The organism is Streptomyces sp. NPDC057963, assembly GCF_042887155.1.
Lineage (GTDB): Bacteria > Actinomycetota > Actinomycetes > Streptomycetales > Streptomycetaceae > Streptomyces.
The window spans coordinates 294,905-307,727 of record NZ_JBHVPX010000002.1 but is presented as its reverse complement, the minus strand read 5'-3'; the positions used below and the strand labels follow the sequence as shown (position 1 = coordinate 307,727).

The following is a 12,823-nucleotide window of genomic DNA, read 5'->3' as shown; positions in this document are numbered from 1 at the left end:
TTGACGGCCCGTCAGGTCCGGGTACGGGAGCAATGGTTCGCGGGAGGCCAGGGCAGTGGACTTCACCTTCACCGAGGAACAGCAGGCAGCCACCGAGGCAGCGAGAGCGGTCTTCTCGGACGTCGCGCCCGACGGGGTTCCCAGCCCCGCTCTCGTGCCGGGCGCGGTGGCCGAGGACATCGACCGGTCCCTGTGGGCCGGACTTGCCGCAAGTGACCTGCTGAGCCTGACCCTGTCGCCGGAGCACGGCGGGGCCGGGCTGGATCCCGTTGCGCTCTGCCTGGTGCTTCGCGAGTCCGCCAAGGTGCTTGCGCGGGTGCCGCTGCTGGAGACGTGCGGGGTCGCGATGGCCCTTCAGCGCTACGGCGACCCGGGGCTGGCCGCCGAATTGCTGCCCCGGGTCGGCCGGGGCGAGCTGGTCCTCACCGTCGGGGCCAACGGCCGTTCCGGCCACGATCCGGCCGAGCTCGCCGTCACAGCCCGCCGTGACGTCCCCGCGAGGAACGACCGGCCGGGCGCAGAACCTGGCGAAGGGCCCGACGAGAGTCCTGGCTTCGCGACCGGGAATGCCGACGGTGACGCTGCGGGCTGGGTGCTCGACGGGGTGCAGTCGGGGGTGCCATGGGCGCAGGCTGCGGACTGGATCGCGGTTCCCGCCCACACAGGCGAGGGCCGGGCCGTTCTCGCACTGATCCGGCCCACCCACGAAGGCGTCACTCTTGCCGAGCAGGTCTCCACCAGTGGTGAGCTGTTCGCAGAGGTCCGGCTGGATTCGGTGAGGATCGACGGCCGCGCGCTGATCGACACCGCCGGAACCTGGGAGTGGCTGCGCGCCCTGCTCACTACCGGGACGTGCGCGCTCGCGCTCGGGCTGGGCGAGGCCGTCCTCGCCATGACGAGCGAATACACGGGAAAGCGTGAGCAGTTCGGCTTTCCGATCGCGACCTTCCAGTCCGTCGCGGTACAGGCCGCGGACCGTTACATCGACCTGCGGGCCATGGAAGTGACGCTCTGGCAAGCGGCCTGGCGGATCTCCACCGGGGCCGACGGTGCGCTGCCCGTCGAGGGCGACATCGCTGTGGCGAAGATCTGGGCGTCGGACGGTGTCCGCCGGATCGTGCAGACGGCACAGCATCTGCACGGCGGCTTCGGCGCGGACACCGACTACTCGCTGCACCGCTTCCACGCCTGGGCGAAGCAGATCGAACTGTCCCTCGGCCCGGCGGCTGCGCACGAGGAGGCACTGGGCGACCTCCTGGCCGCGCACCCGCTCGGCTGATTCCTCACCAGGCCCTCAACCGACGCCGATCCGAGCAGCCGAGCAGTCGTGCGGCGCGGCGGCCCGGCGGGCGGCGTCGCGCCCCAGCACCCCCGGCTGCCCTGCGATCAGGCAACCGGGCGGCCACCCGGCTCAGAGCACGAAAGCCGGGTTGCCGTTGTCGGTGATCATCGGGCGTCCGGCACCGTCCCAGGCGAGCATCCCGCCGTCGATGTTCACGGCGTCGACGCCCTGCTGCACCAGGTACTGGGTGACCTGGGCGGACCTGCCCCCGACCCGGCACATCACATGCACGCGCCGCCCGTCCTCGGCCGCTTCGGTGAGCTCACCGAAGCGGCCCACGAAGTCACTCATCGGAATGTGCAGGGCGCCTTCGACATGCCCGGCCGCCCATTCATCGTTCTCCCGGACGTCCAGCACGAAGCCGTCCGACGGAACCGCCGCGACATCCACCGAGGGCAGCGGGGCGAAATTCATGGGTCATGCCTTCTCTCGTACGTATGCTCCAGAGTCACCAGGAACGCTACTGCACGAGCCCGGCCAGATCCGCCTCACGCCGAGCGACCTCGCCCAGCAGCTGATCGGCGATGTCGTCGAGCAGCCGGTCCGGATCGTCCGGAGCCATCCGCAGCATTGCCCCGATCGCGCTCTCCTCAAGCTCCTGAGCGAGCACCGAAAGGAGTTCCTTGCGCTGGGTCAGCCAGTTCAGTCGGGCGTAGAGCTCCTCGCTCTCGCTGAGCTCCGCCTCCGGCGCCACCGGCCCCGCCGCCCACTCCTGCGCCAGCTCCATCAGCAGCGCCTCGTCACCACGCCCGTAAGCGGCGTTGACGCGGGTGATGAACTCGTCGCGGCGGGCCCGCTCCGTCTCGTCCTGCGCCAGGTCCGGGTGGGCCTTGCGCGCCAGTTCGCGGTAGAGCTTGCGCGCCTCCTCGGTCGGCCGGACCCGCTTAGGCGGCCGGACCGGTTGCTCGGTCAGCATCGCCGCCGCCTCGGGGGACAGCCCGTCGGAGTCGATCCAGTCGTGGAACAGCTCGTCGACGCCCGGCATCGGCATCACGATCGCCCGGGCCTCCTGAGCCTTGCGGAGGTCCTCGGGATCACCGGTCCTGGCGGCACGGGCCTCCGCGATCTGCGCATCGAGCTCATCGAGGCGGGCGTACATCGGCCCGAGCTTCTGGTGATGCAGACGGGAGAAGTTCTCGACCTCGACCCGAAAGGTCTCCACCGCGATCTCGAACTCGATCAGCGCCTGCTCCGCCACCCGTACCGCCTTGGCGAGCCGAGCCTCGGGACGAGCCTCCTCCGCTTTTCCGTCGGCAACCCCGCCGGCCCCATCAGCGACACCGGCCCCCGAACCGGCACCATCGCCGACACCGGCTGATCCGCTGTCCTGCGCATCCGGGGCATCCGGGGCATCCGGGGCATGCTGTTCGTGCTGCCGGTCGTTGTCCTGCCGGTCATCGTCGTTCCGGGTGGTCGGCACCCCGGCGGCTTCGTGGCTCACCCGTCCAGCGTATGGCCACCTTCGACGCCCAGATCACGCGCGGTCGGCGGACTGCCTCTCACACGCCCAGTTCGGCGGCTATTCGCCCCGCTCCTACGGCCCGTACCAGCTCTGCGTGGTCCGCCTCCGTATGGTCCGCGTAGGACACCGCGAATGCCGCCACCGCCTCGTCCAGCTCGTCGTTCTTGCCGCAGTACCCCGCGATCAGCCGCGGATCGGCGCTGTGCGCATGGGCCCGCGCCAGCAGCGCACCCGTCATCCGGCCGTAGTCGTCGACCTGGTCGGCTGCCAGGGCCGCCGGATCCACGCTGCCCTTGCGGTTTCTGAACTGCCGTACCTGGAAGGGTCGCCCGGCCACGGTGGCCCACCCCAGCAGGATGTCGCTGACGACCTGCATCCGCTTCTGCCCGAGCACCACCCTGCGTCCCTCGTGCGCCACCTCCGGCACGTCGAACCCGACAGCCGGCAGATACGGCGTCAGTACGGAGGCTCGCGCCTCCTTCACCTGCAGCACCAAGGGCTCGCCACGGTGATCGAGCAGGAGCACCACGTACGACCGTGTGCCGACGCTCCCCGTTCCGACCACCCGGAACGCCACGTCGTGGATCGCGTATCTGGCGAGAAGGGGCACCCGGTCCTCCGAGAGCGTGCCCGGATAGTCGCCGAGCCCCGTCGCCACCGCGGCGGCCTCCTCGTCCGATACCCGCCGCAGCACCGGCGGCGCGTCGATGAAGCGGCGTCCGCCGTCCCCGGAATCCTCGGTGGACTTGGCCGCGAAACGGGCGCTGGTGTTGTTGCGGGCCTTCTCCGAGACGCGCTCCAGGGTGCCGAGCAGATCCCGTGCGTCCGTGTGCGAGACCAATTCCTCGTCCGCGATGGCGTTCCAGGCATCGAGTGCGGGCAGCTTGGCCAGCAGCCGCATCGTCCGCCGGTAGGCGCCCACAGTGTCGTATGCGCCCTGGCGGCAGGTCTCCTCGTCCGCCCCGGCCTCCCGGCCGGCGAGCACCAGCGAAGTAGCGAGGCGCTTGAGATCCCATTCCCAGGGGCCGAACACGGTCTCGTCGAAATCGTTCAGGTCGATGACCAGGCTGCCGCGCGCATCGCCGTACAGCCCGAAATTGGCCGCGTGCGCATCGCCGCAGAGCTGGGCGCCCACCCCGCTAACGGGCGTGCCCACCAGGTCGTGGGCCATCAGCCCGGCCGCGCCCCGCAGAAAGGCGAACGGCGTGGCCGCCATTCGCCCCACCCGGATCGGGGCGAGACCGGGCACCCTGCCGCGGCTCGACTCCTCGACCGCCTGCACGGCGTCGGGCCGCCCGGCCGGAAGCTCCAGAGAGGAGTGAGAGGCCCGGGACACCCTCTCCCGCAGGGCCTTGCCCGCCTCCTTGGGCGACTGCTGCGCGCTGCCACCCGCCCCGGCCACCCCCCTTGTCCACCGCGCGAAGCCGGGCACGACCGGAATACGCGGATTCCCGGTCACAGCCCGCTGAACCGGCACCGACGCTTCGTTTTCGCCCATGGCGCGCAGCCTCCCCCGCCCTCGTCCTGCGCTCCTGGGCCCGACGCCCTGTCGCAGATCAATTGCGACGAAGGTACCGCCGTCCGCCGAACGCCGTCCGCCCCTGTGGAAAACTCATCCGCCAACCTGTGGACAACTGCCTGTGGCACCTCTCTGCCCTGGTCAGACCCCAGTCAGACGCCGACGGCCTGTTCCAGTTCCTCTTCCAGCTCTTCCTCGCCGTCCGCCTCGATCCGGGGTTCGGCCCTGACGTGCCGCCCGGGTCCTCGTACCGCCCCGGCCTCCGCGGATCCGTCGACTGCCCCGGCCGGAGCCGTCGCCACGATGACCTTCCGCCGCCTCGCCTCGGCCAGCCCTGCCATACCCATCACTGCCAGACCCACCACGAACCAGAGCGCGAGCACCAGCACGTGCCGGCCGAGTGCGTACCCGCCGAAGTACACATGGCTGCGTACGCCCTCGACGAAGCCCGCACCATTCCAGAAGGAGTGCAGCGTGCCGAAGAAGCCGGGCTGCAGCTCGGGCCGGAAGATACCGCCGGAGCTGGTGAAGTTGAGCATCACGAAGAGCACCATCACGCCGAGCGTCGTCCACCGCTTGAGGAAGGTGTGCAGCCCGACGCCGATCAGCAGGATGCCCGCCGAGTACAGCCAGGCCATGGCCCAGAGTCCGCCGAGCCCGTGATCCACGAGACCGAACAGCGGACCTGCGAAGACCGCTCCGATCAAGCTCACCACCAAGGATGCGGCGATCGTCAGCGCGGTCCTGACCCGCAGCGCCAGGACCGCGCCCGCACCGCCGATCACGGCGACCGACGCGTAGGAGCCGATGCTCACCGCGACCAGCAGGAAGAAGATGCCCTGGCCGGTGGGGTCACCGTCTGCGGTCGGTGCCGTGTCGGTCACCTTCAGCGGGTGCCCGTGCTCGGCGGCGACCTTGGTGAAGACCTTCTCGACCACCGTGGCGCTGGTGTCGGAGGACGCCCCGGCCACCAGCAGCTCGGGGTGTTTCCCCGGCAGGTAGGCGCCGTAACTCGCCTGTGTCCTCAGGTGGTCCACCGCCGCTGCGCGATCGGGGACCGTGCGGACACTCAGCGCCCCGTCGCCCTTGTCCTGCAGCGTCTGCGCGAGCACCTGCGCGCTCGGCCCCGACCCGACCACGTCCACCCGCAGATCGTGCGGCTCGGGGGCGTGGAAGGCCCCGAGGTAGGCGAGCCCCATGCCGACGCACATCAGCAGTGGTGTGACGAGGTGGCTCAGCACGTGACGCAGAGCGGCTGCGGTGGAGCCGGGGGCGGCACTCGGGCCTGAGGACATACGGAACTCCAATAGTTGGCTTTTACAACTCTCAATCCGTTGTACTGTACAACTGAATCCCGAGAGGGGCGAGACGGAGGGTGGATCAGTGCCAGGCAACCTCGGAGAACGCGAAGAATCGCTGGATGTCATCCAGCGCGAACTGACCGCCTTCGCGCGTCGCGCGCGGGCTGCGGCGGCCCGCCTCCATCCGGAGCTGCCGCTGGTCTCATACACACTTCTGGCGCACATCGACGACCAGCACGGCTGCCGCGCCACGGATCTTGCCGCGCACTACATGCTGGACAAATCGACGGTCAGCCGGCAGATCGGCACGCTGGAGAAACTCGGACTGGTCGAGCGCCACCCGGACCCGGACGACCACCGCATCCAGGTACTGCACCCCACCGAGGCAGGGACCCAGGCGCTCACCTCGACGCAGGCCAGCCGCCGCGCCGCATACCAGGAGCGCCTCGCCGACTGGACTGCGGACGACCTCGCCAGGTTCGCGGAGTACCTGCTGCGCTACAACTCGGCAGGAGACACGAGCGCGACCACCCCACAGGCGCCCTGACCCGCACCCGCAGACCACCCCGCCCCGCCGCGCCACCGCGCCTGGACGCCGCCGCCGTCGCCGCCGGTGCGGCGCCGAGGACCCGTTGCGCCGCGAACTCGCAGACGAACCGGCAGTCGCGAACGCTGTCCTGATCGGCGCCCCGATGTACAGCTTCAGCATTCCGTCCACGCTGGAGGCCCGGCTCGACCGGGTGGCCGTCGTCGACCACAACCTGGGCCTGGACGGCCCCGTGACGAGCACCTCGATCACGATCGCCGCCAGCCGTGACGGCTCGTACACCGACGGCACTCCGCGTGAGGACGCAGAGTTCGTCCAGAACTAAAGACCGAGCGAGAAAGGCCAGAACGAGAAGGGCCAGAACGAGAAGGGCCGGGCCCCTGAGAGACCCCTGAGAGACCCTGGACCGGCCCCTTTCGTACGTGCGGGAACATCCCCAATCGGGTGTTTCACGTGAAACAGAGCCCAATCATCCCGAGCTCAGCCCATCCGCCACAGCCCTCCTACAAGCCCGCATCCCTCGCCAACAACGCGGCCTGCACTCGGTTCTCGCACCCCAGCTTCGCCAGGATCCGGCTCACGTACGTCTTCACCGTCGCCTCGCTCATGTGCAACCGCCTGCCCGCGTCCGCGTTGGACAGCCCCTCCCCGAGCAGTGCCAGCACCTCGCGTTCCCGCCCGCTGAGCGCGGCCACCCGCTGTCGCGCCTCCTCGCCCCGGACCGCCGCCCGGCCCAGGGTCAGCTGATCCACCACATGCCGGGTGGCGCCGGGCGAGAGATAGGCGTCTCCGGCCGCGGCCGCCCGCACCGCCTGGATCAGTTCGGCCGGAGCCGTGTCCTTGAGCAGGAAGCCGGCACCCCCCTGTTCCAGCGCCCGCAGCACGTTCTCCCGCTCGCCGAACGTCGTGAGCACGATCACCCGTGCCGCCGGAGCCGCTGTTCGCAGCTCCGCCAGAGCCGTAAGCCCGTCCATCACCGGCATCTGAATGTCGAGCAGCACCACATCCGCTGCATGGGCGCGGACCAGCTCGATGGCCTCTCGACCGTTCGCCGCCTCCGCGACGACCTCGATGGAATGGTCCGAGGTGAGGATCATCCGTATCCCGGCGCGGATGAGAGGCTCGTCGTCGGCGATGACAACCCTGATCAACTGACCCGTCACTCATACCCCCGCGCTCGTCCCGGGCGCCTCATCTACTGGCGACCTCGTAGGACTTCTTCTCGATCAGCTTGCCGTCCCGGAAGCAGAACCGGAACACCGGCTCGGTGTCGAGGTTGTCGCCGATCTCGGAGGACATCAGGACCAGACACTTCGCCCCGGCCGGCTTCTCGGGTCCCCCACCGTCCAGTCCGGCCGTCATGAATGTATCCCCGGCAGGCAGCTTTCCCCGCACCTCGTCCTCCGCCGTGCCGATCTTGATGGACCGGTACTGGCTCGGATCGATCATTCCCTTGTCCGCCTCCGCAAACAGGAAGTACAGACCGAAGCCACAGGCCAGCATCAGCAGCACCAAGACCCCTGCCCCTATCCCACAGCCCAGCGCGACACCGCTGCCCGTACTCTTTCCGTTGCTGCTCATCGCCAACTCCCGCTCGGAAACCGTCCAGTCCATGACCGGACCACCGTTCCTCTGCGGGGCCGTCCGGGACTGCTGCCGGAAGTCGTCCTCTGCATCAACCATCGGCGCACCCGCCGCTCCGCCGACCACGCCCTCGACGCCGTACGGAAGCACCCCGGCCACCCGGAAACCGCCGTCCTGGGTCCGGCTGGTGTGCACCATGCCGCCGACCAGCCGGGCCCGCTCACGCAGACCGGGCAGCCCCTGCCCACCGCTGACCACCTCGCCCGCAGACTGCGTGTGCCGCTGTGGACCATTGACGATCTCGACGACGAAGGAATCCGGCTCGTAGCGCAACTCGACCGTGATCGCCGCGCCCGGCGCGTGCTTGTAGGCATTCGTCAGCGCTTCCTGGACGATGCGGTACGCCGCATGGTCCGAGGCCGCGGCGAGTGCCCGGGTATTTCCTGTACGGCGAAGCTCCACAGCGCCCCCTGCGGCCCGCGCCGCCGCCGCCAGCTCCTCGATGCCGGCGGTCCCCCGTGCCGCCGGCTGTCCGCCCTCACCGCCCTGCACCGGCCCCTCGACGCCGTCCCGGAGAATGCCGACGACCTCACGCAGCTCGTGCATCGCGTGGACGGAGGCGTCTCGCAGCACCCCGACCACTTCCCGCTGCCGTTCCGTCAGCTCACGGTCGACCTCCAGCGCTCCCGTATGGACAGAGATGAGCGCCAGCCGGTGACCGAGGCTGTCGTGCATGTCCTGGGCGATCCGCTGGCGTTCCATGAGCCGCGCCTGTCCCACGATCATGGCCCGCTCCCGGATGAGCTGCGCATTGCGCTCCTGCAGGGCGTGCAGCAGGGTGCGGCGCTGGGTCCAGTACCGGCTGGCGAGGCCGGGCACGAGGGTCGTCGCCAAAAAGTAGAGGGTGGTGAACAGCACCAGGGTCAGCGGCCGCATCGCCGACCAGCCCGCCGCCATGGTCAGACCCACATAGACCGCGTATGAAGCGGTGAAGGCCCCCAGAGCCCGGCCGGCCCCGGCGATCCGGCGCCCGGAACTCCACGCCACCACCATCAGCAGCAACGCGAATCCGCCGGACAGCCCGGCCAGGGCGGCCGAGACCACCAGCACCGTCACCGGCAGCAGGCGCCTCATCAAGGACAGCACCACGACCGCGGCCGGCACCGTCCACAGGCGCAGTTCCCCGCTGCGCAGCAGCTCTTCCGTGCCGGCCGCGAGCAGCCCGAGCACCACGGCCAGCACAGCTTCTCCGGCCGTCCTGCGCCGGGACCACAGCTCAGGCGCCGCACACCACTGCCATCCAGCCCTGAGCTTCGATATCGCATACACGCCCTGCACCCTAGGCAGCCCCGCATGCGCAGGACGCCCCACTTTCGTCGCACCCGCCGACGACGAAAGTCGCCCACACCACGCGCCGCCCATCAGCCACACACGCCCACGCCCCGCGCCGCCTCAACCCCACAGAAGCCCGAACCCGCCACCCATCAGCCCTACAGAAGCCCGAACAGGAAACACGACGGGCATAACAGGCATGACGGACACCAGCCAATTTTGACGAGCGTCCGGGAACGAAGAAGCCCCACAGACCGTTGGCCTGTGGGGCTTCTCTCTTGTGCGCGAGGGGGGATTTGAACCCCCACGTCCCTAAGGACACTGGCACCTGAAGCCAGCGCGTCTGCCGTTCCGCCACTCGCGCAAGAGTGGTGTTTCCAGACTCTCTCACCGTTTGGTGCGAGCGCCTGGCGACATCCGGAAGATTAGCACGCTGGACAGGGTGGATTCACATCCGTTGTTTCACCGAACGCCTGGCGGGAACGGGGAACGCCCGGCGGCCGCCCCCACTCCTCCTCAGTGGACCCCGCGTGCGGGACACTGTCAGGAGGCCGCCTCTACGATCCGTGTGAGAGGTGACACTCATCCACAGGGCAGACAAGGGGAACCAGCCGATTTCCCGACGCGTGGATACGATCAGTAAGCAGTACAGGGACGACTACAACGGAGGAGGTGCCCCATGGGAGTCATGAAGCGTTTCGAGCAGCGTCTCGAAGGTCTGGTCAACGGCACCTTCGCCAAGGTCTTCAAGTCCGAGGTCCAGCCGGTCGAGATCGCGGGAGCCCTCCAGCGCGAGTGCGACAACAACGCGACGATCTGGAACCGTGAGCGGACCGTCGTCCCCAACGACTTCATCGTCGAGCTCAGCACCCCCGACTACGAGCGACTCAGCCCGTATTCCGGCCAGTTGGGCGACGAACTCTCCGGCCTGGTCCGCGACTACGCCAAGCAGCAGCGGTACACCTTCATGGGTCCGATCAAGGTCCATCTGGAGAAGGCCGACGACCTCGACACCGGGCTCTACCGAGTGCGCAGCCGCACCCTGGCGTCGAGTTCGTCACAGCAGCAGGACCACCAGGCAGACCGTCCAGGACCGCACGGCCAGCCTCCCCACCCGGGCCCGGGGCGTCCCTCGCAGCCCACCGGCGGCTACGGCTACCCGCCCAGCTCCGCCCCGCCCATGCCCGCGGCCCCGCCGCCGGGTGCGGGCAGGCCCGGAGCGCCCAGTACCGACCGGCACGCGCCGACCGGGCCCAGCCCCCTGCCGAACGCGCAGGTGCGGCACTGGATCGAGATCAACGGCACCCGCCATCAGATCTCCCGCCCGACGCTGGTGCTGGGACGCAGCACCGAAGCCGACGTGCGGATCGACGACCCCGGTGTATCGCGCCGGCACTGTGAGATCCGGACAGGAACGCCCTCGACGGTCCAGGACCTCGGGTCCACCAACGGCATCGTGGTGGACGGGCAGCACACAACCCGCGCTACGCTCCGCGACGGCTCGCGGATCGTCGTGGGCAGCACCACCATCGTTTACCGGCAAGCCGAAGGGTGAAGCGGGGGCAATGTCAGAGCTGACCCTGACGGTCATGCGGCTAGGTTTCCTAGCCGTTCTGTGGCTGTTCGTGATCGTGGCCGTCCAGGTCATCCGCAGCGACCTGTTCGGAACACGCGTCACGCAGCGCGGCTCACGCCGCACCGCGACCGACGCGCGACCGCCACAGGCACGCCAGAATGCTGCTGCTGCGCCGCCGCAGCAGCGCCAACAGCCCGGCCGCCAGCGCCGGGGGGCACCCACAAAGCTGGTCGTCTCCGAGGGCACCCTCACCGGCACCACGGTGGCGCTCCAGGGGCAGACCATCACGCTGGGACGGGCCCACGACTCAACGATCGTCCTGGACGACGACTACGCGTCCAGCAGGCATGCCAGGATCTACCCCGACCGTGACGGCCAGTGGATCGTCGAGGATCTCGGGTCCACCAACGGCACGTATCTCGACCGGACCCGACTCACCACCCCGACACCTGTTCCGCTGGGCGCGCCGATCCGGATCGGCAAGACCGTCATCGAGCTGCGGAAGTAGTACGACAATGAGCGAGCGGAGCGAGCGAGCCGCGGCGGCCCGGGCAACGGACCCGGCCCGGCTCCCGACCGGAGGGTGGGCAGTGTGGCTCGAGACCGGCTGTACCCCGAGCCGACGGACGAGGTGCGCATGAGTCTTTCCCTGCGCTTCGCCGCCGGATCACACAAGGGCATGATCCGGGAGGGCAACGAGGACTCCGGCTACGCCGGTCCGCGCCTTCTCGCCATCGCCGACGGCATGGGCGGCCAGGCTGCCGGCGAGGTCGCCAGCTCCGAGGTGATCTCCACGCTCGTCCAGCTCGACGACGACGTCCCGGGCTCGGACATCCTCACTTCGCTCGGTACGGCGGTCCAGCGGGCCAACGACCAGCTGCGCATGATGGTCGAGGAGGACCCCCAGCTGGAGGGCATGGGCACCACGCTCACCGCCCTGCTCTGGACCGGCCAGCGCCTCGGTCTCGTCCACGTCGGCGACTCCCGCGCGTACCTGCTGCGCGACGGCGTACTCACCCAGATCACCCAGGACCACACCTGGGTGCAGCGGCTGGTCGACGAGGGCCGGATCACCGAGGAAGAGGCCACCACCCACCCGCAGCGCGCCCTTCTGATGCGCGCGCTGGGCAGTGGCGACCACGTCGAACCCGATCTCTCCATCCGCGAGGTCCGGGTCGGCGACCGGTATCTGATCTGCTCCGACGGACTTTCCGGCGTCGTCTCGCACCAGACGATGGAAGAGACCCTCGCCAGCTACCAGGGCCCCCAGGAGACCATCCAGGAGCTGATCCAGCTCGCCCTGCGCGGCGGCGGCCCGGACAACATCACTTGCATCGTCGCCGACGTCCTCGACGTCGACAGCAATGACACCCTCGCCGTACAGCTCAACGACACCCCGGTCGTCGTCGGTGCGGTCGCCGAGAACCAGGCCGCCCAGCAGAACGACGGCGGCGCCATGCAGACCCCCGCCGGCCGCGCGGCCGGCCTCGGCCGCCCCGTCCCGCCGCCCCCCGGCGGCTTCGGCCCGCCCGGTAGCGGCGACGACGACGCCGGCTACGGCGGAATGCCGGACGGCTCCTTCGACGCGTACACCGACGACGACTTCGTCAAGCACGGCGGCGGCCGCAAGTGGCTCACGAGGTCCCTCTACACCGTGCTCGTCCTCGCCGTCATCGGCGGCGGTCTCTACGGCGGCTACCGCTGGACCCAGAACCAGTTCTATGTCGGCACGAAGAACGAACACGTCGCACTGTTCCGCGGCATCAGCCAGGATCTGGCATGGGTCTCGCTCTCGAAGGTCGAGAAGGACCACCCCGAGATCGAACTCAAGTACCTCCCGCCCTACCAGCGCAAGCAGGTCGAGGCGACCATCGCCGAGGGCAACCTCACCGCCGCACGCGAGAAGATCAGCGAACTCTCTGTCCAGGCATCCGCCTGCAGAAAGGATGCCCAGCGGCGCGCAGCCGCGAAGGTCGCCTCCGACGAGGGCGAAGCCAGCGGTACGGACTCGGACGCAGCCAAGCCGTCCGGCACCTCCGATTCCACCAAGACCAAGCCGACCGCAGCGACTCCCACTCCTGGTCCCAGCCTCTCGGAGGAAGAGAAAAAGCTGGTCCCGCAGTGCGGTAAGCAGTAAAGCCGTAGGGGGCCTTCAGCACC

At 69.4% G+C, this 12,823-nt stretch carries 12 protein-coding genes and 1 tRNA gene; 6 read left to right on the top strand and 7 right to left on the bottom strand.

Going from position 1 to position 12,823, the window contains the following annotated elements; genetic code table 11:
• The first annotated feature begins 55 nt into the window (after positions 1-55).
• Positions 56-1,279, top strand: coding sequence for an acyl-CoA dehydrogenase family protein (locus tag ACFVT1_RS05110; protein ID WP_389792665.1), 1,224 nt, complete (start codon positions 56-58; stop codon positions 1,277-1,279).
• Positions 1,280-1,411: 132 nt separating this feature from the next.
• Here ACFVT1_RS05110 and ACFVT1_RS05105 read toward each other — a convergent pair whose 3' ends face one another.
• From ACFVT1_RS05105 to ACFVT1_RS05090, 4 genes are all read right to left on the bottom strand, one after another.
• Positions 1,412-1,756: a rhodanese-like domain-containing protein gene (locus ACFVT1_RS05105; protein WP_389792663.1), complete on the bottom strand. Its 345-nt coding sequence runs from the start codon at positions 1,754-1,756 to the stop codon at positions 1,412-1,414.
• Between the two features lie 46 nt (positions 1,757-1,802).
• Positions 1,803-2,783: a hypothetical protein gene (locus tag ACFVT1_RS05100; RefSeq protein WP_389792661.1), complete on the bottom strand. Its 981-nt coding sequence runs from the start codon at positions 2,781-2,783 to the stop codon at positions 1,803-1,805.
• 58 nt (positions 2,784-2,841) lie between these two features.
• On the bottom strand, positions 2,842-4,302 hold the full coding sequence (locus ACFVT1_RS05095; protein ID WP_389792659.1) for a DUF2252 domain-containing protein: 1,461 nt from the start codon (positions 4,300-4,302) through the stop codon (positions 2,842-2,844).
• Positions 4,303-4,475: 173 nt separating this feature from the next.
• On the bottom strand, positions 4,476-5,618 hold the full coding sequence (locus ACFVT1_RS05090) for a hypothetical protein (RefSeq protein ID WP_389792657.1): 1,143 nt from the start codon (positions 5,616-5,618) through the stop codon (positions 4,476-4,478).
• A gap of 88 nt (positions 5,619-5,706) precedes the next feature.
• On the opposite strand from ACFVT1_RS05090, the gene ACFVT1_RS05085 reads away from it, so the two are divergent.
• Both ACFVT1_RS05085 and ACFVT1_RS05080 read left to right on the top strand, forming a co-directional pair.
• On the top strand, positions 5,707-6,171 hold the full coding sequence (locus tag ACFVT1_RS05085; protein ID WP_389792654.1) for a MarR family winged helix-turn-helix transcriptional regulator: 465 nt from the start codon (positions 5,707-5,709) through the stop codon (positions 6,169-6,171).
• A gap of 85 nt (positions 6,172-6,256) precedes the next feature.
• Positions 6,257-6,496, top strand: coding sequence for a hypothetical protein (locus tag ACFVT1_RS05080; RefSeq protein ID WP_389792652.1), 240 nt, complete (start codon positions 6,257-6,259; stop codon positions 6,494-6,496).
• A 178-nt stretch (positions 6,497-6,674) separates the two neighbouring features.
• On the opposite strand, the gene ACFVT1_RS05075 is transcribed toward ACFVT1_RS05080, so the two are convergent.
• The 3 genes from ACFVT1_RS05075 to ACFVT1_RS05065 form a co-directional block, all read right to left on the bottom strand.
• Entirely contained in the window at positions 6,675-7,334 is a 660-nt protein-coding gene (locus ACFVT1_RS05075) for a response regulator (protein WP_389792650.1), read from the bottom strand.
• A 28-nt stretch (positions 7,335-7,362) separates the two neighbouring features.
• Positions 7,363-9,084 (bottom strand): sensor histidine kinase, encoded by a 1,722-nt coding sequence (locus ACFVT1_RS05070; protein ID WP_389792648.1) that lies wholly within the window; start codon positions 9,082-9,084, stop codon positions 7,363-7,365.
• 284 nt (positions 9,085-9,368) lie between these two features.
• Positions 9,369-9,451 (bottom strand) — tRNA-Leu (locus tag ACFVT1_RS05065).
• Between the two features lie 315 nt (positions 9,452-9,766).
• Here ACFVT1_RS05065 and ACFVT1_RS05060 point away from each other — a divergent pair.
• From ACFVT1_RS05060 to ACFVT1_RS05050, 3 genes are all read left to right on the top strand, one after another.
• Positions 9,767-10,642, top strand: coding sequence for an FhaA domain-containing protein (locus ACFVT1_RS05060; RefSeq protein WP_389792646.1), 876 nt, complete (start codon positions 9,767-9,769; stop codon positions 10,640-10,642).
• Positions 10,643-10,652: 10 nt separating this feature from the next.
• Entirely contained in the window at positions 10,653-11,171 is a 519-nt protein-coding gene (locus ACFVT1_RS05055; RefSeq protein ID WP_362192575.1) for an FHA domain-containing protein, read from the top strand.
• Between the two features lie 129 nt (positions 11,172-11,300).
• Positions 11,301-12,800 (top strand): Stp1/IreP family PP2C-type Ser/Thr phosphatase, encoded by a 1,500-nt coding sequence (locus ACFVT1_RS05050; protein WP_389792644.1) that lies wholly within the window; start codon positions 11,301-11,303, stop codon positions 12,798-12,800.
• The last annotated feature ends 23 nt before the right edge of the window (positions 12,801-12,823 follow it).